We start from the raw sequence: 21,977 nt of genomic DNA on the forward strand, positions 1-21,977 counted from the left end.
TTCTAACTTATCTATATTTGTATATAGAGGTATCTTTTGGAAATTGATAAATTAATTCAGCTTACAAATTATTTGCTGAAAAAATATGATTTTTCTCTGAATTATACAAAGCTTATAAAAGAGCTTTATCTTGCAGACCGTGAGTGTATAAAAAAAACAGGTTGGAGTATAAGTGATGACTTATATAAAAATCTGCCTTATGGTCCAGTTCTGGTAAACCTTTATTCTTTAATTCAGGGAAAACATCCTGATGTAAGAATGCAATCTAAATGGGATTCAAATTTTCTTACAGATTCAAAAGACCTTAAAGCAAAGGTTTCCATTATACCAGATGGTGAGCTTTCTCAAATGGAAAAAAATATTCTGGATGAAATTGATCAGCAATATCATTCTTATTCATATTCAAAAATGATTGATGTTGTTCATAACAAAAATATTTGTCCTGAATGGAAAGATCCCCATGGTTCTTCTTCTCCATTAACAAAAGAAGATATTATGCGAAGTATAGGCTTTGATGAAGATTCAATAAAACACTTTGCAGAAGAAGAAAGAACCTATAATTATGAAAAGGAACTGCTTGCTCATCTGGAGGATTTTTAGTGGGCAAAGGTCAAACCTTTTTAAGTGAAGAAACTAAAACTAAAACTGGCGATAAACGTCATCTTATGATTGTAGTTGAGGAGAAGGCTGGTGAATATCTTATTGTTCCAGCAACTACATGGAATGAAAAATTACCAGCAGGTATCCAAGATGACAGTTGTATTCTGAATGTCGGTGACCATAGTTTTATTAAACACAAATCCTGGTTAGATTTTCGCTTCGCTCAGGCTAAACCTTCAATTGAAATTTTACAAGGTTTATTAAACGGGTTGTTAATTCGAAAAGAAGATTTACGACCAGACTTACTCGCATATATTCAGGCAAAAACTGAAATCTCAGATCGTTTGCCATCTAAGTATAAATACTTCTTTGAAAAAGATAACTAAATAATTTTACTCATCTTTCTTATTTTTCACTCCTGCCACCAAATTTTTCTTAATCCTATCCTTATTTTTCCCAATTAAACTGTTAGCCACATCCAAAATCTCTGCAGTGCTTCGGTAGTTCTTATTCATCACGATTGTGCGGACACCGGGGAAGTTCTTGTCAAACTCCAGCAGGTAGCGGATATCAGCACCGCGCCAGGTGTAAATGGTCTGGTCAGGATCGCCCACAACAAAAAGATTATTGTGGTAAGGACAGAGGGCTTTCATCACCTCATACTGAATCCAGTCTATATCCTGAAACTCGTCTATCATTATGTATTCAAGCCGCTCCTGCCATTTTAGGCGGATGGCTTCGTTTGTCTGAAAGATGTAGAGAACGAACTTAAGCAGGTCGTTGTAGTCCAGACCGAAGCATTTTTTCTGCTGATAAAGATAGCCGTAAAAGATTATGTCATCGGCACGGGTGGCGGCAAGGTACTTCTGGTGAATCTCGTCCAGGCTCATGCAGATAAGGTCTTCGTAATAATGAGGCTCTTTAAATATTTTGCGGATTTCAATCATGTCGCGGGCATTGCCAAAGGTCATCTGGCGAAGGGTAAGTCCGCGTTCCTCGTAGATAATCTGCAGCATGGCGTTGATGTCGGAATTGTCGAGGACGAGAAAGCTTTTAGGATAGGAGACTGCGTTTGAATCTTCCTGCAGTACACTTACACAAAAACCGTGGAAGGTAGAAATGTAGCCGGTGTCGTTGTCACCGGTGAGGGCACGGATTCGGTTTCGCATTTCGGCTGCGGCTTTGTTGGTAAAGGTAACGCAGAGAATGTGAGAGGGAAGGATTCCAATTTCGTTTACAAGGTAGGCAAAGCGGTAGGTAAGGGCACGTGTTTTACCCGAACCTGCTCCGGCAATTACGCGTACATAGCCTTCGGTTGTAGTAACGGCTTCTCTCTGTTCTTCATTAAGGCTTTCTAAATTAAAAACTTCTCTGGTATAGTCTTTATTTTTGTTTATCATTAAATTCTCCCAAACCCACAAAATAATTATAGGAGATTTATGCAAAATAGACTATAATAGAAGCATGAATCGTAAGGTAAAAATCTTTTTATTTATTTTTATTTCAATCTTTTTGAATCTTGGAACCTCTCTTTTGATTTTTGATGTTCTGCATATTCCTTTATTTCTGGATACAATTTTTACTGTTGCAATTGTATTTTATCTGGGACTTTTCCCGGGCTTAGCAGTTGGCTTTTTTTATAATTTTATTGATGTTCTTTTTAATTATTTAGTCCGTGGTATTTTTTCTCCTACAAACATTTTCTTTTCTCTTTGTGGTGTTGCAATTACTCTGGTAACCTGGGCATTCGCAAGAAGAAAAGAAGAGTTCAAAATAAGTCCTATGGTAACTATTTTGTATTTGCTTTTGATTTCGGTTCTGTCTTCTTTCGTTACAATTTTGATTGGTGGAACTATAGATTTTATCCGCTTTACTTATCTTGATATTCCGGATTCAATGGCTCCAATCAGACAGTTTACAGAAAGCTTTGTTTCCCAGCGTTTCAGTCTTTTTGCTTCCTGCATTCTGGGCCAGATTCCTATTTCCATTACAGACCGTCTCATTGCAACCTTTGCCGGTTTTGGCGTTTATAAATTATTAGTTAAGTTTTTTGGACCAGCCGAGGAATTGTAAAAATGAATTCTAACACACAGGAAATTGAAAGGCTGCAGAGTATAATTCATCAATACACAACCTTTTTTATAATTTTTGATATTGTATTTTTTATTGCAATTGTTTTTATAATTCTTTTTGCAATTCAGGTTCTAAAGTCCAAAAAGCAGCTGAGAAATTCAAACAGGTATCTGCGTTTTACAATCAAGGGTCAGGAAGAAGAAAGAGCAAGAATTGCACGAGAGCTCCACGATACTATTGCCCAGGATCTCCGCTATTGCAGAAACCTTTCAGATAAAATTGAAAATGGTTATGGCCCACAGATTTCTGAACTGCTTGAAAAATCTCTTTCCCATGTAAGAAATATGAGCTATAACCTGGCTCCTCCTGATGTAATAAGAAATGATATTACTGCCAATCTCCTGAACCTGGCTCAGAATTTTAAGGAACACTCAAATATTGAATTCCGTCTTACAATGCCGGATATTCTTGATTCTAACTTTTTAACAGAAGAAGACAATCTTAATTTATACAGAATTGTTCAGGAGTCTTTAACAAACATCATAAAACACGCAGAGGCTTCTGAAGTAACTCTGCTTGTAAGAAATGCAAACGGAGATGAACCTGAAGGTCTTTATATTTTTATTTGTGATGATGGAAAGGGCTTTGATATAAATGAAAAGATAAATACCAGAGGCACGGACGGAAAGCATCTTGGTATTGTAGGTATGTATGAGCGAGCTGATTTTATCGGGGCAAAACTGGAATTTGATTCTCATCCTGATGAAGGTACGCAGATTACTATCATTAAGTTAAAAAATAAATGATGGGATAAAACAGAAGAAAAAATACTTGTGAAAAAATCACAAATATTTGTGTACTTTTACAGACTACAAAAGTTATTGAGTTTGCTAGAATGTGCATAAGGTGAATAAATGAAAAATGTAAAATTTTTTGTGGTAGAAGATCATTCTCTGACAAACCTTGGAATACGTCAATTTTTTACAGAAAAACCTGAATATGAATGCTGTGGCTTTGCTTCGGAAAAAGACGAAGCTTTAGAAAAACTTGCTGAGCTTGATTTTAAAAACAGCCTGCCGGATATTCTCATTCTTGATATGAATCTTGGCCAGTATTCAGGCCTTGATGTACTTAAGGTTGTAAAGGAAAAGTATTCTTCAATCAAAGTTGTTGTTTATTCAATGTATACAAATCCTGGTATTTTAAGCCTTGCCCTGGATAATGGTGCTTTAGGCTTTGTTTCTAAAGACAGTATGGAAGGGGAGCTTTTACGAGCGGTAACGGAAGTTGTTCACGGTGGCAGTTATGTTCAGCAGACTCTGGTTACTTCGCTTTTTACATACAGAAGTCTTTTAGACAGTCTTACTAAACAGGAACAGAATATCTTAAAAAAGATTATTGAACGAAAACAGAACGATCAGATTGCTTCTGAATTAAATCTTACAATCAGAAGTGTGGAAAATTATCTTTCCCGCATATACGGTAAAACAGGCTGTCGTGGTCACGAAGAATTAATTGCTAAGTTCGGCTGATTTTTAATGTCATTGTCGGGCTTGACTTTTTTGTCATTGTCGGGCTTGACCCGACAATCTAGCTGCAACTTCTAAAAGCCGTGACTTTTCATTCATCTGTGGATCTTCAATAACGCAATCCAAAAGTTCATTCAAAATACGGCCCAGCTCTTTGCCTGCCGGAATTCCCAGAGCCATAAGGTCGCGGCCGTTTACAGCCAGAGACTTGAGTGACAAGGCAGTTTTCTTTTCAAGCTCTTTTGCAACACGTTCCTTCAGCTCCAGAAGCAGGGCTACACTTGCACTATAACGTACATCAACCGGCTCATTATACATTCCATACATGTCGGCAAGACGCAGGTCGTAAAGATCTTCAAGACATTCTGCCTTTACCCTCATAATAAAACGACGTACTGCCGTATCGCTCCAGCTGCTTTCATAATGGAACATATGTTCTTTTACAAGGTGGCACACGCTGTCTGTCATGTCGTTTGAAAACTTAAGGCGGATCATAAGCTGGCGGGTAATTTTTTCGCCAAGAGCTTCGTGATTATAAAAAGTGATTGTTTCAATTTCTTTTGTGCTGCCATCATTTTTGTCACCGTCAAGTACAGTCTCTGTCATGATTTTTTTTGCAGCAGGTTTGCCTATATCGTGAAAGAGGGCTGCAAGGCGAACATTCAGCTTTGCAGCCGGGGCACCATCGCAGGCATATAAAAGATGATCCATTACATCAAACTTATGGAAAGCCCTGTAGTCGCTCTGAACGCAGCCACGGCAAACTCCAAACTCGGGAATAAAAATAGAAAGCAGTCCGGTTTCTTCAAGCAGCTTCATTCCAACAGAAGGCTTTGGCGAGGCCATGATTTTTTCAAATTCATCGCGGAAGCGCTCAATAGAAATCGAAACAACTTTTTCCTGAATTTCTTTCTTGAAGATTTCTGAATATGTATCTTTTTCTATACTAAAACCAAGCTTTGAAGCAAATCGAAGGGCACGTACAGGCCTTAGACCATCTTCCATAAAGCGTTCGTGTGGTAGGCCGACAGTCCGAATCACTTTGTTTTTAATATCTTCCTGTCCACCATAAGGGTCTACAATAAGGCCGTCTTCCAGAGAGGCGGCAATTGCGTTCATTGTAAAATCGCGGCGGGCCAGATCTTCTTCAATTGTGGCAGCATAATTTACACTGTCAGGATGGCGGCCGTCTGAATAGCCTGTTTCGGTGCGGAAGGTTGTTACTTCAATTTCAACGCCCTTATAGTGAACGGTTACGGTTCCGTGTTCAATTCCTGTCGGCACAACAAACTTAAAAAGCTTTATTACATCCTGGGGACTTGCGTTTGTAGCGACATCCCAGTCATGGGCAGGCTTTTTCATAAACATATCGCGAACCGCGCCGCCAACAAGATAAGCCTTAAAGCCGGCACTTGAGAAAATTTTTCCAAAGTCAATTAAAAGGGGAGGAAGCTTAATTTTTTTATCACTCATTTTATTCCTCCTGAAATATAGCTGATTATATTGGATGTACCCGTGCAGAAAATGCAGAATACGGCAGAGGCAATCAGTCCAATCAGATTTATAAGGTTTTTGATTTTCTGTTTTTCGGTAAAAATTTTGATTGCTGTTTCAACTGCAAGCACGATGGAAAAAAGACTGTTGAAAATAGCAGCGTAGGAAAGTAATGTAAGAAGCCACTGCTGGTTTTCATCCTGAAAATTCTGATAATTACCAATAATATAAAGAGTTATAAGAATTATACAGAAAACAGTTATTGCAAGATTCAGAGTAATGGAAACGTTATAGGTTAGCGTATTTGAGAAGAGTTTTTTTGAATATTTGAAACCTATTTTATTTTTCATGTGATATTGATATACTAAACGGAATATGAAGAAATTTCTAGCATGCCTTTTCATTCTCGCTGTATTTACAGGTGCTGTTTTTTATATAGGCTGGACTCAGTTTCGCGTTAAGCCTGACACAATGGGTGTCGTAGTTTCTAAAACCAGCGGAGTAGACAGCAAGCCTGTTTTAAACGGAGTGTTTGCCTGGCACTGGCAGTTTCTCCTTCCTACAAATGCTACCCTTAAAATCTTTCAGATTAAGCCGGTAAGCCTGCAGAAAACTGTGAATGGCACACTTCCTTCCGGCGAAGCCTATGCTTCAATTTATGGAGCCCAGGGGCTTTTTGATTATTCCTTTACTTTTGATATTTTGCTTACCCTTTCTCCCGAAGCTGTAGTAGAACTTATGCAACAGAATAAGGTAACTGATGATAAAGACCTTACAGAATATCTTGAGGGGGCTGCAGCTACTCTTGCACAAAAAGCCGCAAATTATATTTTAAGCCGGGCAGAGGGAAATTCTTCTTTCAGACCAGAATCCCTGAAACGCGAAGAAATCCTCCGCGGCATTCAGATTTATAAAGATTTTCCAGAGATTGATGTTTCTGTTTTTGCAATTACATCTTCAAAACTACCTGATTACAATATGTATAAAAAGATTTCAAATATGCAGCCGGATGAGTTGAATCCTTCTTACAAGTATGGAAGTGAAGCACTCCAGGCAGAACAGGAAGAGGCAGAAATGCCGGAGGTATTATAAATGAGCCAGAATAATAGACTTGCAGCCTTCCGAGGTGCAGTTTGTGTAGAAAATACTGCAGAAAGTATTACAGAAAATGTATGCCTTATGTGCCGCGAACTTTTTTCGCGCAACAATATTAAAGCCGAAGATATAGTTTCCCTTCAGTTTACAATTACAGATGATATTACAGTATTAAATCCGGCAACGGCCCTGCGCAAGGGAAATCCGGGGCTGGATGTAAGTGCAGTGCCACTTTTCTGCTCCCAGGAAGCAAAAATTGAGGGCGGAATGCCTCTTGTGGTGCGCGCCCTGCTTACTGCTTATGTTGATGCCGGCACTCAGCGTCACAATGTCTACCTGAACGGTGCAGAAAAATTAAGGCCGGACGTTTTTCTCAAATCTAAAAAAACTAGACTTAACCGCTTTTTCGGGGGATAATATTTAATTATGAAGATTTGGATTGTCAGCATGGAATGTGCCGGAATTGCAGAAGCCGGCGGTGTCAAGAATGTATCTTTTTCCCTTTGTAAGGAATTTTCAGACTTAAAACACAAAGTCACTCTTTTTATTCCGGTGTATAAATGTACCTGTCTGGATTCACTTTTTGAATTCAATACAGTAGAAACTGCTGCAGAAGTAGAGCTTTGCGGCAGAAAAGAAAAAATCACCTATACAACCGCAAAAAGCACTTCAAATTTTGATGTTGTGCTTATAAATCATCCGCTTTTTGCAGAAAAAGAAGCCGTTTATACTTACACAGAAAACGAAGAAAAACAGAATCCTAATCATAAAAAAGGCTGCGGTCATCTGGATGGACTTTTCCTTGATGTACTTTTCCAGAAGGCAGTCTGCGCTTATGGTTCATTAATTCCACGTTCTGATATTCCGGAAATCCTTCACTGTCAGGATGCATCAACTGCAATGCTGCCGGCCTTTATTGCAAACTCTAAAAACTTCAAGAAAACTAACTCTGTAGTTACAATCCATAATGCGGGACCTTTCTATCACCACAGCTTTACAAGTATTGGTGAGGCTGCATGGTATACAGGGCTTTCAACTCCTGTTCTGGAAAAATCTATGAATGGTAGAGCCGTAGAGCCATTCCTGATTGCTGCTAATTCCGGCGCATACCTTACAACAGTTTCAGAAGATTATGCCCGCGAACTTACAGATCCTGCAAATGCAGAAGCAACAGAAGGTCTTGCCCCGATTTTTGCAGCCCGCCATATAGAAATAAAGGGAATTACAAACGGCTTTGATTTTGACCGTTATAATCCGACCTCAAAAGACGCTTCAAAACTGCCATTTGAGTTTGAGCCTGAAAAAAATGACCTTGAAGGAAAACTCAAGTGCCGCAAGTTCTTTATTCAGAATATTGTAAATACAGATAACTTTAAGGCAGAAGGAATCAAAAAATACGGCAAGCTTGAATGCTCAAGTGAGTATACAAAAGAAATATTTTTTGCTTACCATGGCCGCATAACAACTCAGAAGGGGCTCGCTGTTCTTACAGCCGCAGTTCCTGCAATCCTCGAAAACTACCCGGATGCCCGTTTTATTTTTGCAGGGCAGGGTGAACCTCGACTTGAAATTGATATTGTCCGCCTCTGCGAAAAGTATCCTGGACGGGTTTGTTTTATGAACGGCTATAATCAGACAGTTGTTCGTCTTGCAACTGCTGTAGCAGACTTTATTGTTCTTCCAAGCTATTTTGAACCATGCGGACTCGAAGACTTTATTGCCCAGGTTTACGGTACAGTTCCAATCGCTCACAGAACCGGCGGTCTCAATAAAATTGATGATGGACGTACAGGCTTCCTTTATGACAGTAATACTGCAGGAGTGCTTATTGCAAAACTTTCAGAAATCATAATGCTCAAAACCCTGCGCCCAAGCCAGATTGCACGTATGGTAAAGAGTGGTGCTTACAGCGTTCACCATGAATACCTTTGGAAGACTGTAATCCAGAAAAAATATCTTCCATTTTTTAAAGAAATTTTAAAAAATAGTAAGGAATGATATTGACTAAAATGTCATAAATCTATAATATAAGACTCACGTTCGACGCACAACGTTGAACACCTAAATATGCTGCTTTAGCTCAGCTGGTAGAGCACGTGATTTGTAATCTCGGGGTCGTGGGTCCAAATCCTACAAGCAGCTTTAAATGGGGAGTTCGCATAGCGGCAATTGCAAGGGACTGTAAATCCCTCGACTAACGTCTCCAGAGGTTCGAGTCCTCTACTCCCCAGTTTCTTATTGAGTTCTCCAAGTGGAGGACTTTTTTATTTAACTATAACTGTCATCCTCGGGCTTGACCCGGGGATCCAGAAAACACCGTAATGTCTAGATTCCCTGGTCAAGCCAGGGAATGACAATTATTTTTTTAAATTCCCCCTATAATCTTTGACAAAAAATCCCTTTATGGAGTAAAATTAAATAATATTTACAAAATGGTAAGAGGGGGAAAAGTGAATATCCATTTCTGGGGTGTAAGGGGATCTGTTCCTACACCAATATCACCGCAGCAGGTTCAGTCAAAAATCATGGCAGCAATTCAGCGTGCTAAGCCGGAAGATTTACTCAATGCGGAAACCAGAGCAAAGTTTGTTTCATCACTCCCTTCATGGATTTTTGGTACTGCAGGTGGTAATACAGCCTGCGTTGAACTCGTAAATAATAATACACATGTAATTCTTGATGCAGGAACAGGAATTCGGGCCTTGGGAAAAGCTCGTGCCTGTCCGGATAAGTATTATCTTTTCTTTTCACATTTTCACTGGGATCATATTCAGGGCTTTCCATTTTTTGATCATGCCTATAATCCTAACTGCCGTTTCGAGGTTTATTCACATTATGATGATGCAGAAAAATATTTCTGGGATCAGGTAGCAGAGCCTTATAGTCCTCCTTCTGTAGGAAAAACAATTGCCAAAAATATAAACTTCAACCGCATTTATGAAGATGAAGAATTTATGCTTGATGACATGAAAATCAATTCACATAAAATGCGGCACCCCGGCGATTCATATGCCTTTTCTTTTGAATATGAAGGAAAAAAGTTTGTTTACGCCACAGATGTAGAATTAAAAACAACAGATTATATCGGAGACTTTGCCGGCGAAGGTGTTTTCCGGAATGCTGATATTCTGGTAATTGATTCTCAATATACTGTTGAAGAAGTTTACCGTAAAGAAAACTGGGGACATTCTTCTTTCTGTTATGCAATTGATTTTGCTGTTTACTGGAATATTAAAAAGGTATATCTTTTCCATCACGAGCCAGTTTATGATGACAAAAAGCTTAACTCAATTCTTGAGGCAGCAAGATGGTATGCCCAGTATATAAATCATTCTGATATTGAGATTTATCTGGCAAAGGAATCACAAGAGATTATTTTATGATAGTTGATAATGAAGATATAAGCATTTTGGAATATAACTTTTCCAAAAAGGAACTTTTTCTTCTCGCAAAATATCTGCGTAGTAAACAGGAAGAGCTTCCAGAAGGGCTTGAAATTTTTTATAAAACACTCGAAGATTCCATCTACAATTGTCTTTCACTGGAAGAGGTTAAAAGATTTTACTCATGAAAAAAATACTGATTATTCTTTTGATTTTTTTACTTTTGATAGCAGGTGGAGCCCTTGCTGCATTTTGCCTTGTAAAAAATATGGCTTCCCCGGTTTCTGCAGAAGATGATGGTACAAAAGTAAGAATTGAAATTCCAAGCGGAATGTCTGTAAATGGGGCGGCAAGCCTTCTTGCAGAAAATCAGCTTATCCGAAATGAAAAGATATTTTATTATGCGGCCCGTTATCCTCAGCTTAAAGGCTTTCTTTATGGAAAGGAAGCAGGCCAGTCTGCCTTTGTTTTAAGAAGCGGAATTTATTATGTGAGTCCTGCTATGAATATAGCAGAAATTCAAGAGCTGCTTTCTTCCGGCCAGCAGGAATATATAAAGGTTTCTTTACCGGAAGGCCTTACAATTTCAAAGATTGCTGCAGAACTCGAAGAAAACCGTATCTGTAATGCAGCTGATTTTATAAAGGTTTGTAAAAGCCCTGACTTTGCTGCAAAAAATAATATTTCGGGCGAAAGTGCAGAAGGTTTTCTTTTTCCGGATACTTATTTCCTTACTGCCGGTATGGAGGCCCAGACTGTAGCCCAGCTTATGGTTGATAACTTTTTTGCAAAAATTAAAGAGATACCGGCTCTGGCGCAAATGAATAGTGCAGACCTTTTTCAGACAGTAACTCTTGCTTCAATCGTTGAACGTGAATACCGTGTAGAAGATGAAGCCCCGCTTATTGCAAGTGTTTTCAAAAATCGTCTTCGCCGCAATATCGGGCTTTATTCCTGTGCTACTGTAGAATATATCCTCACAGAAATTGAAGGTCGTCCTCATCCGGACAGAATCCTTATCGAAGATACAAAAATTGATAATCCCTATAATACCTATAAATGGGCAGGTCTTCCTCCGGGACCAATTTCTAATCCAGGCTTAGTTGCACTTCGTGCTTCTGCTGATACTCCTAAAACAAATTATTATTTCTTCCAGGTTGTAGATCCTGCAGCCGGCCGTCATGTCTTTACTACAAATTTTGAAGAACATATTGAAAGCCACAGTCTTTATACAAAAAAATCCGGGAAGTAGGAGAAGAGTGTGGCTGGCGGATTTATTTCTAATGAAACAATAGACGCAATCCTCAATACAACTGATATCGTTGCTACTATAGGCGAATATACCAAGCTTGAACGTCGTGGAGCAAATGACTGGTGGGGTTGTTGTCCTTTTCATGGAGAAAAAACAGCTTCCTTTCATGTAGACGCAGATAAAAAGTTTTACCATTGCTTTGGCTGTCACAAAGGCGGAAATGTAGTCAATTTTATAATGGAAATGGAAAAGCTTTCCTATCCGGATACACTTGAAGCTCTGGCAAAAAAAGCAGGTATTCCAATAAAATATCAGGATGGATATAAGCCGGACCCAAACCGCCAGAAAAATAACGAAGCAGAACAGTATATAGAGCTTTATGAAAGAACAGCTTCAATGTTTCATTATTTTCTCATGGAAACTCCACAGGGGCAGAAGGCTCTTGAATATGTTACAAAACGAGGCCTGACAAAGGAAACTCTGGAGAAATTTCGTCTGGGCTATGCACCTGCGGACCGTAAATGGCTTCATAAATTTCTTTTAGGCAAGAACTTCAGTAAAGAATTTTTAGCAAAGTCCGGTCTTTTCAGCCAGAAATATCCTGATTTTTCATTTTTCTCAGACCGCCTCATGTTCCCGATTTTTAACCGCAGGGGGCAGGTGGTTGCCTTTGGCGGCCGTGTAATTCCTCCGGCAGATGAGTCTCAGAGAAAGTATTTGAACTCGGGTGATCTTCCTCAGTTTAAAAAGCGTGAAACTTTATTTGGCTTCAGCTTTGCAAAGAACTCTATCCGCGAAAAAAAGTCTATAATTTTCTGCGAAGGAAATATGGATGTAATTGCCTATCATCAATGCGGGCTTGATTACGCTGTTGCAACCCTTGGAACAGCCCTTACCGAAGAGCATATTAAAATGATTTCGGGTTTTGTTGCGGGTGGAACTGTATATCTTTCCTTTGATTCGGATGGTGCAGGTGAGAATGCTACCTGGAAGGCTATAAAGCTTTGCCGCGAGCACGATCTTACTGTAAAAATCATCAGATTGAAGGGTGGAAAAGACCCTGCAGAAATTATGCTTAAATTCGGTGCTGAAAACTTGACGGCACAGGTTAAAAATGCTATATTAGATAGTGATTATTTGATATTTAGACTAGGTGAAAAATACCCTGTGGACACTCCTGAGGGTAAAACAAAGGCTGCTCTGGAATATTTTCAGTATGTAGACTCGCTTCAGTCTGATATTCAAAAAGAATCATGCCTCGAACAGTTATGTCAGGCATTTAATCTCAAACCGGAGGCTGTAAAAAGGGATTTTAATAATCGTAGTCAGGCCCGCGAACGCGCGAATATCCGGCAAAATAATAATCAAACAGAAGAAGGAACACAAGTTAAGCTCGATGCTGAATTGAGAGGGTTAATTGCTGTTACCGCCGACTTGAACCAATTCGAGGTTCTTCGCACTAAGCTCACCGAACAAGATTTTACAAATCCGGCAGCCAGAAAGTTGTACAAGGTACTGGAAGAATGCTTTGTTGAGAAAATCTTTACTATAAGGGATATCCTTGGTCGTTGTGATGATGAAAAGCTGGTTCAGCTGATTACTGGATCAATTTCGTCTGGAGTCTATCAGAGTGAAAAAGTAAGTGTCATAGTTCAGGACACGGTAAATTTAATTAAAAGAAATAAACTTGATGCCCAGCGAAATAAATTATTACAAAGAATCCGAGAATATACTGTAGTTACTCAAGAAGATCAGAATCAATTAAATGCGCTTCTGGCCGAAAAACTGGAACTTGATAAGCAAGTGCAAAGCTTAGGGAAAAAGTAGTGAATACTTCTATGGACGAAAAAAGCAGTGAAGCTCTTGTAATGAGCAACCCTGCAATAGCTAAACTGGTTGAGTTTGCAAAATCAAAACGGTTCATTACATGGGATGATGTAATTGAATATCTTGGACAGGAATTTGTTAATTCAGATGAATTAATGGAGCCGGTCCTTAAACAGTTAAAAGACATAAACCGTGAGCCTGTCGAAACAGACATCATTGGAACAGACGATGTTCCGGAAGATGAACTGGTAGACGATGATGAAGACGACGGAATCATGCTCGATGATGAGGATGATGAAGTTGGCGGCGACGACGAAACTGCCGAAATTGAACAGGCAGAGAAAAAGCTTGCAGCATCTAAAAACCGTCTCGTAAATTCCGACAAGGACTCAAGTGTAGACGATCCTATCCGCCTTTATCTCCGTGAAATTGGTAAAGAAAACCTTCTTACTGCAGAGCAGGAAGTTGAGCTTTCTAAGACAATGGAGCAGGGCAACAATATTATAAAAGATGTAATCAAAAACTCAGGAATTATGATTCCAGAGTTCTTTGCAATTGCACAGAAAGCCTTTACAAGAATTGATATTCATGAGCCTGGAAAAACCCGTAAGGAAATCAACGAGGAAATGGCAGACAAGCGCCGCCTCAAGAGCTTCTACGGCGAACATATTAAGCCTGTTCTTCCTGAAATGAAGCAGTACATGGCTCTCAAAAAGCAGCTTTTTGAAGCAGATCAGTCCTCTGCAATTTTTGATAACCCTCAGCTTGTTGAACTCCGCAAAAAAATCATACCTGAACTTCAGAAAGTAGATATTCAGACAGAAGAGCTTGAAAAGTTCACTCAGAAATATCGTGAAGCTACAATTAAGATTGAAGAATATCATCAGAAGCAGGAAAAGAAGATGAAGGAGCTTAGAATTTCTAACCCTTCAGAGCTTCGAAGTCTTGGTCGTAAGATTTCAATCCGCTCACAGGCTGCAAAGCTTGAGCAGGAACTCAATATGAGTGCTGATGAAATCCGCGAGATTTACACTCAGATTCAGAAAATCGAACGTAAGCTTCACCGCCTGGAATACGAGTTCGAAAACGACGTTGAGCAGATTCTAAAAATGGCTAAAGACATTGAGTACGGCCGCCTGATGATGGAAAAGGCAAAGAACCGCCTTATCAACGCAAACCTTCGTCTTGTAGTTTCTATTGCTAAAAAATATACAAACCGTGGTCTTCACTTCTTTGACCTTGTTCAGGAAGGAAACATCGGTCTTATTAAGGCTGTAGAAAAGTTTGAATACCGCAAGGGCTTTAAGTTCTCTACATATGCTACCTGGTGGATTCGTCAGGCAATCACACGTTCTATCTCTGATCAGGCTCGTACAATCCGCGTTCCTGTTCATATGATTGAGCAGATTAACAAGGTTGTACGCGAAAGCCGTCAGCTTATGCAGAAGCTTGGCCGTGAACCAACCGATGACGAGATTGCACAGCAGCTTGGCTGGCCATTAGCCCGTGTAAAGCAGGTTAAGAATGTTGCCCGCGAGCCTATTTCTCTTGAAACTCCAATCGGTGAGGAAGAAGATTCAATCCTTGGAGACTTCATTGAAGATAAGGAAGTGGAGAATCCAGCAACACAGACTGCCTTTACTTTACTTCAGGAGCAGCTGCGCACAGTTTTGAACACTCTGCCACCACGTGAGCAGGAGGTGCTTAAGATGCGCTTTGGCCTGGAAGACGGTTATTCACTTACCCTCGAAGAGGTTGGTCTTTACTTTGACGTAACTCGTGAACGTATCCGTCAGATTGAAGCAAAGGCTTTGCGTCGTCTACGTCACCCACGCCGTGCTAATGGTCTGCGTGATTATATTGAAACTTAACAAAAATTGTTATAATATAACTAGATATTTTTTATTGAGGAACCATAATGGTAACAACAGAAGTTTTTGAGAATCTTAAATCTTTGCAGGAGATTCTCGTACAGAAATACGAGCTGGAAGGAAAAAAGAGCGATGCTCCAAAACAGCTCAGCAATCAGGAAGATCTGCTTGCTAAAACTCAGAAAGAATTCATTGAGCAGAAGTCTAACTACGATGCAACTCAGGAAAAGGTAACACAGCTTAAGGCTCAGCTTGAAGAGGCAGTAAAGTCTCGCGAAGAAGGTGAAAAGGGAGTTGCAAATTCAACAACTCACCGCGAGTACGAAGCTCTCGAAAAACAGATTACAGAAGCAAAAACTCTTGAAGAGCAGGTTCGTAAAGATCTTCAGCACGAAGAAAAAGACCTTGCAGAACTCAACGAGCGTCTTAAGAATTCAGAAGAGCTTATTAAATTTCAGGAAAGCGAGCTTAACTCTAGCCGCGAATCACTCAATAAAGAGCTTTCTTCTTATGACAACAAGCTTGCAAAACTTAAAGTTGAAGAAGATAAAGTAACAAAAAATATCAATATGATTTATGCTGGTGAAGAGAATGCAGAGCTTAAGGCTCAGGAAATTCTTTTCAAGTTCCAGAGAATCATTCAGCGCAATTCTGAAGGTATTGTATCTGTAAGAAACGGAGTTTGTTCAGGTTGTCACATGATTCTTCCTGCAAACTTTGCTAATGAAGTTCGCGAAGGTGAAGACATCAACTTCTGTCCATACTGCAGCCGCATTCTTTACTACGAAGAAGTAAGCGAAGATCAGGCAGAAGATTACTTTGACATTGGTGCTGCCGGAAGTCTTGCTGGTCTCGACGATGAATTCGAAGACGAAGATTCAGAATACGGTGACGACGAAGAAAAAGAGGAAAGATCAGAATTCGATGATGAAGAAGAATTTGACGAAGAGTCAGAAGATTCTGAAGACGAAGATGAAGATTCTGATGATGACTCTGACGAAGACGAGGACGAAGAGTAATCTGTCTTCTTTAATTTGTTTATAATTTCAGATGGAATATAACCGTGCGGCCGCCTGCTGATGATAGCGGACGGCTGTGAGCGAAAGTCCGGGCTCCACCGGAAAGAATGCCGGGTAATAACCGGGCACAAACTGGCAGCTGCAGTTCTTACTTATTGTAGTTCTGCAAAGCCCAGTGAGTGACAGAGAGTGCAACAGAAAATGTACCGCCTGATTTTGCTTTATTGTACGATCAGGTAAGGGTGAAAAGGCAGTGTAAGAGACTACCGCAGTTCTGGTAACAGGGCTGGCTTGTAAACCTCATTCGGAGCAAGATTAAGCAGCAGTTATGTTTTCCGGGCAATACTGCGGGTAAATCGCTGGAGCTGAATGGCAACATTCAGTGCGGATAGATGGTTATGCCTGCTTTTCTGTTTTTACAGGAAAGTGGTGAGCAGAACCCGGCTTACTGTTCCATCTGTTTTTTTTTATAAAGTATTGTAAAAGTGGTGGGGAATTGAAGACTAATTACAATATTGAAAACAGCAGTTTCGCAAAAAAGAAGAGCCATCTGCTGCGTAATCTGATACGTCTTGCAGTTGTGCTTGTATTAGTATCTGCTGCTGCATTCTCCACATATTTCGGAATCAGAAAATATCAGTCTGGAAGAATTTCAATCAAAACAATAAAAGAAGCCTGGGCAGTTTACGACTATCAGAAGGTTTATGAGCTTTGTAAAGTTTTTCTTCAGGACAATACCTATAATAATACAGCCCTAACATATTACAGTTACGCCTGTTTTTTTCTTGCACAGGCACAGACAGATACCCAGCAGGCTCAATCTTATCTTGATGAATGCATAAATAATATTCGTGTAGCTCTTTATGAGGCTGATAAATCTCTTGTCCCTCAGCTTCAATATATGCTTGGCCGGGCATACTTTTCTAAAAATACAATTACAACACATTACTACGCAGATCTGGCTATAAAGTATCTTCTTCTTGCAAAAGAAAATGGTTACAAAGCAGATGATATAGCAGAGTATCTTGGTCTTAGTTATGCTTCCCTGGGAATGACAATGGAAAGCATTGCTGCTTTTACAGAAGCTTTGCTGGTTAGAGAGTCAGATTCATTACTGCTTGCAATTGCTGAACAATATTATAAAGCAAATGAATTGAATGCTTCTGAACAATATCTATTCAGAATCATAAAAAACAGCGATAATGAAGATATAGTATTAAAAAGTGAAAATCTTCTTGGAAATATCTATATTGATAAAGAAGATTATGATGCTGCGCTGGAAGAATTTGATAATGTTTTGAAAAAAAACGAAAATTCTGCTGACGCACATTATGGAATTGGTGTAATATATGAGAAGCAGGGTAATATAGTGAAGGCTCGTTCTGAGTGGCGTAAGGCACTTAAGATTCAGGTTAATCACCCTGGAGCCCTGCAGAAAATGTCAGAAAATTAATTTGTAAAAAAGAGATCCGGGAGGAAATAGATGGGTTTTTTTGATAGTTTTTCAACAGATATTGGTATTGATTTAGGAACTTGTAATACCTTAATTTATGTACGCGACAAGGGAATCGTAATCGACGAGCCTTCTGTAATCGCTGTTGAAAAGGGAACAAAAAGAATTGTTGCTGTAGGTGCCGAAGCTAAAAGAATGCTCGACAAAACTCCTGGAAACATTATGGCTATCCGTCCTCTTGCTGACGGTGTTATTGCTGATATTGATTCTACTGAAAAGATGATTAAATACTTCATCTCAAAAATCATTCCACGCCATCAGATTTTTAAATCAGTAAGAATGAAGATTGGTATTCCTTCCTGTGTAACTGATGTAGAGCGCCGCGCAGTTATTGAAGCGGCAATGAAGGCCGGTGCAAAGGAAGTTGAAGTTATTGAGGAAAGCCGCGCCGCTGCTATTGGTGCCGACATTCCTATTTTCGAACCTGCCGGACATATGATCTGCGATATTGGTGGTGGTACTGCTGAAATTTCTGTAATTTCCCTCGGCGGTATGGTTGTAACTCACTCAATCCGCGTTGGTGGCGACAAGTTCGATGAAGCAATTGTAAAGCACGTAAAGTCTGTTCATAACCTGATTATCGGTCAGCCGGCTGCTGAACGTCTTAAGATTCAGATTGGTAATGCCGCTCCGGAAAAGACAATCGAAAAGATGGAGCTTAAGGGAACTGACGCCATCACAGGTCTTCCTCGCCGCCTTGAAATTGACAGCGTAGAGGTACGTGAAGCCCTCAAAGAGCCTGTAACAAAAATCGTTGAAGAAATAAAATCTGTACTTTCAGAAACTCCTCCGGAGCTTGCTTCAGACATCATTGAACGTGGTATTGTAATGACCGGTGGTGGTTCTATGCTTCGTGAGCTTCCAAAGCTTGTTTCAAAGGAAACAGGTGTTCCTGTTATCCTCGTAGAAAAGCCTCTTGAGTGTGTTGCTCTTGGAGCCGGAAAGGCCTTTGGTCTCTTTAAGGATATGTACTCAGAAAGAACAATTTACGACAGTCTGAACGACTAAATAAAGCTTTCTCCGGGTGGGTGCATATGCGAAGAAAGCCTAATTTTTCTTTCAGAATAAAATTTGCAGAATTCCTTCTCGTTATTTATCTTCTTGCCGGAGGTATATCTCTGGCATTTCATACAGGTGGCTTTGTTGTAAATTTTAAGCAGATTGGTTTTTCTCTATTTTCATCGCTGGATAAGGGTGTTCATTTTATTGTAGATGGAATTGCAGATACCTTTAATGCAGTCGGTGAACTTCGAAAACTTAAAAAAGACTACAATGATCTTGTAATTAAACTGGAAAATTACGAGGAAATGCAGCGCTCAAATGCTGATATCAGAAAGGAAAATGCCCGTCTTAAAGAGCAGCTTGATTTTGCAATTTCACTTGATGAAAAAAATATTCCTGCCCAGATCATTGCCAGAGATCTCGATAACGCCTTTACCTATCTTACAATCAACAAGGGAAGTGTAAACGGAATCAGAAAAAACATGCCGGTTATTGCTTTCCAGAATGGTAATCAGGGACTTGTTGGTAAGGTAGTTCAGGTAGGAACCTTTACCAGCCAGATTATGCCGATTTATAACATTAATAACATGGTTTCTGCCCGTATACAGAATTCCCGTGATTTAGGTCTTGTAAACGGCTTAGGAAGTCAGGATCAGCCGCTTTTAATGCAGTACATCCGAAAGTCTGTTGTAGACGAACTCAGTTACGGAGATATAGTTGTTACCTCCGGAGAAAATGATAATTACATGCGTGATATAGCAATCGGCTCAATTTCAAAAATTACAACACTTGATTATAACTCTTCCCTCAATATAGAGCTTATACCGATTATTGACTTTGCAAGACTCGAAAATGTTGTTGTTGTAAATCAGAAAGAACTGAACGACCGAAAGGCAGACAAGGAGTAGGGGAAATGGCAAAATCAATTCTTGTAAGTACTTTTATTCTTTTGTGTGCTGTAATTCTGGAATCTTCCATACTTTCCAATATCAGTGTAATTTATATTGTTCCTGATTTAGTTTTAATCTGTTCAATTTATTTTTCTCTCCTCAATGGAAAAATTGTTGGTGAAACAACAGGTTTTATTTCTGGAATCCTTCTCGATTTTATAACAGGTATTCCTTTTGGTTTTAATTGCCTTTTCAGAACTATTATAGGATACGTTGCAGGAATTTTTGCAAAAAACGTAATTATTTCCGGCTTTATTCTTCCTATGCTTTGTGTCGGAATCGGAACTATTGCAAAAACTCTTATGGTAGAACTTCTGGGCCTGCTCTTCCCGAATGTACATATTTATATTGCAGGTATAATTTCTTATGATTTTCTTTTTGAATTCATAGAGAATGTTTTACTTGCTCCATTTGTTTTCAAGTTTTTGAGCTTCTTCAGAAAATCTCTTGCTGTACGCTCAGTAAAGGATAGCATAGATAATGATTAATTCAGAAGACAGGCTGACCAAAGGTGCAAAAATCTTCATTCTCCTCATAGTGCTTGTTCTTTTTTTCATCTTTTATGCCTATCGTCTCTTTTCAATGCAGATTGTTCAGGGAGAGCACTACCGTTCACAGTCACAGCGTATTTCAAGTCAGATTACTGTCATTTCTGCTCAGCGTGGTGAAATTTTTGACCGGAATGCCCTTCTGCCAATTGTAATTAATACAGACTCTTTTGCGGTAGACGTTACGCCTGGTGAAATTCCGAAAGACCGTTATGATACTGTTATGCTTAAGCTTGCCCAGTATCTGGGAATCAGTAAAACAGAAATAGACAGAAAGATTCCTAAGAATATGCGCCGTTCTTATTCAACCGTTCAGATAAAATCAAACGTGCCTTTTACCGTAATTTCAAATATTGCGGAAAATAAAATAGATCTCCCTGGTGTTTCCTGGGTTTCAAAGCCAATAAGAAACTATCAGCATACTGGTTCAATGTCGCATATCGTAGGTTATGTAGGTGATATTAACCAGGACGAAATGACGGTTCTTTATAATCAGGGATATAAAAAAACAAGTATTGTCGGTAAAACCGGAATTGAAAAACAGTACGATTCTCTGCTTCAGGGTAAAGAAGGTCGAGAAATGTCTACAGTTGATGTACACGGCCGAATCATTTCAGATACTCCGATTGTTGAGCCTCCTGAGATGGGAAAGAGTCTTGTTCTTACAATTGATTCTGATATCCAGAAGCTGGTAGAAGAAGCATTGGGAAATAGAGTAGGCGCTTCTGTAGTTTTAAAGCCTGCTACCGGCGAAGTACTTGCAATGGTTTCTTACCCTTATTTTGATTCAAATATTTTCAGTTCAGATGATGCAGGAATTGAATATTCAAAACTTGTAAATGATAAATCAAAACCTCTTTTGAATCGTGCGGTACAGGTTTCTTATCCTCCGGCATCGACTTTCAAAATCATTATGTCTGCTGCCATGCTTCAGGAAAATGCCTTCCCGGCAAGCAAAAAAATTGAGTGTAAGGGTGTAATGATTTATGGTGGCCGCCGCTTCCATTGTCACGTTCATGAACCTGGACACGGCTGGCTTGACCTTAAAAATGCTATGGCTCAATCCTGCGACGTTTATTACTGGACTGTAGGACGTGATTCTCTTGGTATTGAAAAAATTGCATCTTATGCCCGTGAGTTTGGCTTTGGTAAGAGCGCACAAATAGACCTTCCAAGCCAGGTTGCTGGTCTTGTACCAACTGCAGAATGGAAGGAAAAGAAGTATCATGAAAAGTGGCTTGGTGGAGATACAATGTCATGTTCTATCGGTCAGGGCTATATGGAAGCAACTCCTCTGCAGCTTGCTAATATGGTTGCCATGGTTTCTAATGAAGGAGTAATTTATAAACCTCATATCTTAAAAGAAGTAAGGGATCCTGTTACAGGAGAAGTTATTGATTCAGTAAAACCACAGGTGCTTACAGAATCTACAATCGATAAAGATGTATGGAAACAGATTCAGGAAGCAATGCGTTATACAGTTACAGACGGTACACCTCAGTATCCGATGCATAATAAGATTGTACAGATTGCCTGTAAAACTGGTACTGCCGAAGTTGAGCCTTACAGTAATCCTAACAGAAAAGATGAACAGAGCTGGCACTCCTGGCTTGTTGCTTATGCTCCTTATGATGCACCACCGGAAGACCGTGTCTGCGTCGCAACAATCGTAGAAGCCTGCAATAAATGGGAATGGTGGGCTCCTTACTGTACCAATATTATTATTCAGGGAATATTTGCAAACCAGACCTGTGAAGAAGCAACAAAGGCTCTCGGTTTCTCATATCTTACACAGAACCGCGGAAGGCAGGAATAGGAGAG

General features: G+C 39.6%; 22 protein-coding genes, 2 tRNA genes and 1 other RNA gene. 22 read left to right on the plus strand and 3 right to left on the minus strand.

Annotated elements, in window-relative coordinates; all coding sequences use genetic code 11:
* Nucleotides 1-36: 36 nt before the first annotated feature.
* Complete coding sequence (locus tag G626_RS0110125; protein ID WP_022932672.1) at nt 37-600, plus strand: Panacea domain-containing protein; 564 nt, start codon at nt 37-39, stop codon at nt 598-600.
* Nucleotides 600-986, plus strand: coding sequence for a hypothetical protein (locus G626_RS16205; RefSeq protein ID WP_022932673.1), 387 nt, complete (start codon nt 600-602; stop codon nt 984-986). Before G626_RS0110125 ends, G626_RS16205 begins: the two co-directional genes overlap by 1 nt.
* A gap of 6 nt (nt 987-992) precedes the next feature.
* Here the strand turns inward: G626_RS16205 and G626_RS16210 are convergent, their stop codons facing one another.
* A complete protein-coding gene (locus G626_RS16210; RefSeq protein ID WP_022932674.1) occupies nt 993-2,000 on the minus strand; it encodes an ATP-dependent helicase in 1,008 nt (335 codons plus the stop codon).
* A 64-nt stretch (nt 2,001-2,064) separates the two neighbouring features.
* Here G626_RS16210 and G626_RS16215 point away from each other — a divergent pair, with 64 nt between their 5' ends.
* The 3 genes from G626_RS16215 to G626_RS0110150 all read left to right on the plus strand — a co-directional run bounded on the left by G626_RS16215 (nt 2,065) and on the right by G626_RS0110150 (nt 4,205).
* Nucleotides 2,065-2,673, plus strand: a complete 609-nt coding sequence (locus G626_RS16215; RefSeq protein WP_022932675.1) for a hypothetical protein — start codon at nt 2,065-2,067, stop codon at nt 2,671-2,673.
* A 2-nt stretch (nt 2,674-2,675) separates the two neighbouring features.
* On the plus strand, nt 2,676-3,479 hold the full coding sequence (locus G626_RS0110145) for a sensor histidine kinase (RefSeq protein ID WP_022932676.1): 804 nt from the start codon (nt 2,676-2,678) through the stop codon (nt 3,477-3,479).
* A gap of 108 nt (nt 3,480-3,587) precedes the next feature.
* Nucleotides 3,588-4,205 carry a response regulator transcription factor gene (locus G626_RS0110150; protein ID WP_022932677.1) on the plus strand — a complete coding sequence of 206 codons (618 nt, stop codon included), beginning with the start codon at nt 3,588-3,590 and terminating at the stop codon, nt 4,203-4,205.
* A 33-nt stretch (nt 4,206-4,238) separates the two neighbouring features.
* On the opposite strand, the gene G626_RS0110155 is transcribed toward G626_RS0110150, so the two are convergent.
* Nucleotides 4,239-5,675 (minus strand): CCA tRNA nucleotidyltransferase, encoded by a 1,437-nt coding sequence (locus tag G626_RS0110155; protein WP_022932678.1) that lies wholly within the window; start codon nt 5,673-5,675, stop codon nt 4,239-4,241.
* Complete coding sequence (locus tag G626_RS0110160; RefSeq protein ID WP_022932679.1) at nt 5,672-6,046, minus strand: hypothetical protein; 375 nt, start codon at nt 6,044-6,046, stop codon at nt 5,672-5,674. Before G626_RS0110160 ends, G626_RS0110155 begins: the two co-directional genes overlap by 4 nt.
* A gap of 25 nt (nt 6,047-6,071) precedes the next feature.
* Here G626_RS0110160 and G626_RS17545 point away from each other — a divergent pair, with 25 nt between their 5' ends.
* From G626_RS17545 to mrdA, 17 genes are all read left to right on the plus strand, one after another.
* Nucleotides 6,072-6,788, plus strand: a complete 717-nt coding sequence (locus G626_RS17545) for a hypothetical protein (RefSeq protein WP_022932680.1) — start codon at nt 6,072-6,074, stop codon at nt 6,786-6,788.
* Nucleotides 6,789-7,208 (plus strand): chorismate mutase, encoded by a 420-nt coding sequence (aroH, locus tag G626_RS16225; RefSeq protein WP_022932681.1) that lies wholly within the window; start codon nt 6,789-6,791, stop codon nt 7,206-7,208.
* Nucleotides 7,209-7,217: 9 nt separating this feature from the next.
* Nucleotides 7,218-8,789: a glycogen synthase gene (locus G626_RS16230; RefSeq protein ID WP_081647526.1), complete on the plus strand. Its 1,572-nt coding sequence runs from the start codon at nt 7,218-7,220 to the stop codon at nt 8,787-8,789.
* A gap of 71 nt (nt 8,790-8,860) precedes the next feature.
* Nucleotides 8,861-8,933 (plus strand) — tRNA-Thr (locus tag G626_RS0110180).
* A gap of 6 nt (nt 8,934-8,939) precedes the next feature.
* Nucleotides 8,940-9,021 (plus strand) — tRNA-Tyr (locus G626_RS0110185).
* 220 nt (nt 9,022-9,241) lie between these two features.
* Complete coding sequence (locus tag G626_RS0110190) at nt 9,242-10,174, plus strand: MBL fold metallo-hydrolase (protein WP_027727110.1); 933 nt, start codon at nt 9,242-9,244, stop codon at nt 10,172-10,174.
* On the plus strand, nt 10,171-10,362 hold the full coding sequence (locus G626_RS0110195; RefSeq protein WP_022932684.1) for a hypothetical protein: 192 nt from the start codon (nt 10,171-10,173) through the stop codon (nt 10,360-10,362). Before G626_RS0110190 ends, G626_RS0110195 begins: the two co-directional genes overlap by 4 nt.
* On the plus strand, nt 10,359-11,426 hold the full coding sequence (gene mltG, locus G626_RS0110200) for an endolytic transglycosylase MltG (protein WP_022932685.1): 1,068 nt from the start codon (nt 10,359-10,361) through the stop codon (nt 11,424-11,426). Before G626_RS0110195 ends, mltG begins: the two co-directional genes overlap by 4 nt.
* Before the next feature lie 9 nt (nt 11,427-11,435).
* On the plus strand, nt 11,436-13,253 hold the full coding sequence (gene dnaG, locus G626_RS0110205) for a DNA primase (RefSeq protein ID WP_022932686.1): 1,818 nt from the start codon (nt 11,436-11,438) through the stop codon (nt 13,251-13,253).
* Nucleotides 13,254-13,264: 11 nt separating this feature from the next.
* Nucleotides 13,265-15,124, plus strand: a complete 1,860-nt coding sequence (gene rpoD, locus G626_RS0110210; RefSeq protein WP_081647527.1) for an RNA polymerase sigma factor RpoD — start codon at nt 13,265-13,267, stop codon at nt 15,122-15,124.
* Nucleotides 15,125-15,171: 47 nt separating this feature from the next.
* Entirely contained in the window at nt 15,172-16,143 is a 972-nt protein-coding gene (locus G626_RS0110215) for a zinc ribbon domain-containing protein (protein ID WP_022932688.1), read from the plus strand.
* A gap of 31 nt (nt 16,144-16,174) precedes the next feature.
* An RNA gene (gene rnpB, locus G626_RS17590) (RNase P RNA component class A) lies at nt 16,175-16,604 on the plus strand.
* 35 nt (nt 16,605-16,639) lie between these two features.
* Nucleotides 16,640-17,596 carry a tetratricopeptide repeat protein gene (locus G626_RS0110220; RefSeq protein WP_022932689.1) on the plus strand — a complete coding sequence of 319 codons (957 nt, stop codon included), beginning with the start codon at nt 16,640-16,642 and terminating at the stop codon, nt 17,594-17,596.
* A 30-nt stretch (nt 17,597-17,626) separates the two neighbouring features.
* Nucleotides 17,627-18,664 carry a rod shape-determining protein gene (locus tag G626_RS0110225; protein ID WP_022932690.1) on the plus strand — a complete coding sequence of 346 codons (1,038 nt, stop codon included), beginning with the start codon at nt 17,627-17,629 and terminating at the stop codon, nt 18,662-18,664.
* A gap of 26 nt (nt 18,665-18,690) precedes the next feature.
* Nucleotides 18,691-19,566 carry a rod shape-determining protein MreC gene (gene mreC / locus G626_RS0110230; protein WP_022932691.1) on the plus strand — a complete coding sequence of 292 codons (876 nt, stop codon included), beginning with the start codon at nt 18,691-18,693 and terminating at the stop codon, nt 19,564-19,566.
* Nucleotides 19,567-19,571: 5 nt separating this feature from the next.
* On the plus strand, nt 19,572-20,096 hold the full coding sequence (gene mreD / locus G626_RS0110235) for a rod shape-determining protein MreD (RefSeq protein ID WP_022932692.1): 525 nt from the start codon (nt 19,572-19,574) through the stop codon (nt 20,094-20,096).
* Nucleotides 20,089-21,972: a penicillin-binding protein 2 gene (gene mrdA, locus G626_RS0110240; protein ID WP_022932693.1), complete on the plus strand. Its 1,884-nt coding sequence runs from the start codon at nt 20,089-20,091 to the stop codon at nt 21,970-21,972. Before mreD ends, mrdA begins: the two co-directional genes overlap by 8 nt.
* Nucleotides 21,973-21,977 lie beyond the last annotated feature (5 nt).

Origin of the sequence: Treponema bryantii NK4A124, from assembly GCF_000421345.1 — a bacterium.
GTDB lineage: Bacteria > Spirochaetota > Spirochaetia > Treponematales > Treponemataceae > Treponema_D > Treponema_D bryantii_B.

Bases quoted from the DNA above. Each gene is read 5' to 3' on its own strand.
- G626_RS16210 (WP_022932674.1), bottom strand. From the start codon at position 2,000: ATGATAAACAAAAATAAAGACTATACCAGAGAAGTTTTTAATTTAGAA.
- G626_RS0110145 (WP_022932676.1), top strand. From the start codon at position 2,676: ATGAATTCTAACACACAGGAAATTGAAAGGCTGCAGAGTATAATTCAT.
- G626_RS0110225 (WP_022932690.1), top strand. From the start codon at position 17,627: ATGGGTTTTTTTGATAGTTTTTCAACAGATATTGGTATTGATTTAGGA.
- G626_RS17545 (WP_022932680.1), top strand. From the start codon at position 6,072: ATGAAGAAATTTCTAGCATGCCTTTTCATTCTCGCTGTATTTACAGGT.
- G626_RS0110150 (WP_022932677.1), top strand. From the start codon at position 3,588: ATGAAAAATGTAAAATTTTTTGTGGTAGAAGATCATTCTCTGACAAAC.
- mrdA (WP_022932693.1), top strand. From the start codon at position 20,089: ATGATTAATTCAGAAGACAGGCTGACCAAAGGTGCAAAAATCTTCATT.
- G626_RS0110155 (WP_022932678.1), bottom strand. From the start codon at position 5,675: ATGAGTGATAAAAAAATTAAGCTTCCTCCCCTTTTAATTGACTTTGGA.
- aroH (WP_022932681.1), top strand. From the start codon at position 6,789: ATGAGCCAGAATAATAGACTTGCAGCCTTCCGAGGTGCAGTTTGTGTA.
- mltG (WP_022932685.1), top strand. From the start codon at position 10,359: ATGAAAAAAATACTGATTATTCTTTTGATTTTTTTACTTTTGATAGCA.
- G626_RS16230 (WP_081647526.1), top strand. From the start codon at position 7,218: ATGAAGATTTGGATTGTCAGCATGGAATGTGCCGGAATTGCAGAAGCC.
- G626_RS16215 (WP_022932675.1), top strand. From the start codon at position 2,065: ATGAATCGTAAGGTAAAAATCTTTTTATTTATTTTTATTTCAATCTTT.
- G626_RS0110160 (WP_022932679.1), bottom strand. From the start codon at position 6,046: ATGAAAAATAAAATAGGTTTCAAATATTCAAAAAAACTCTTCTCAAAT.
- G626_RS0110195 (WP_022932684.1), top strand. From the start codon at position 10,171: ATGATAGTTGATAATGAAGATATAAGCATTTTGGAATATAACTTTTCC.
- mreD (WP_022932692.1), top strand. From the start codon at position 19,572: ATGGCAAAATCAATTCTTGTAAGTACTTTTATTCTTTTGTGTGCTGTA.
- rpoD (WP_081647527.1), top strand. From the start codon at position 13,265: ATGGACGAAAAAAGCAGTGAAGCTCTTGTAATGAGCAACCCTGCAATA.
- G626_RS0110215 (WP_022932688.1), top strand. From the start codon at position 15,172: ATGGTAACAACAGAAGTTTTTGAGAATCTTAAATCTTTGCAGGAGATT.
- mreC (WP_022932691.1), top strand. From the start codon at position 18,691: ATGCGAAGAAAGCCTAATTTTTCTTTCAGAATAAAATTTGCAGAATTC.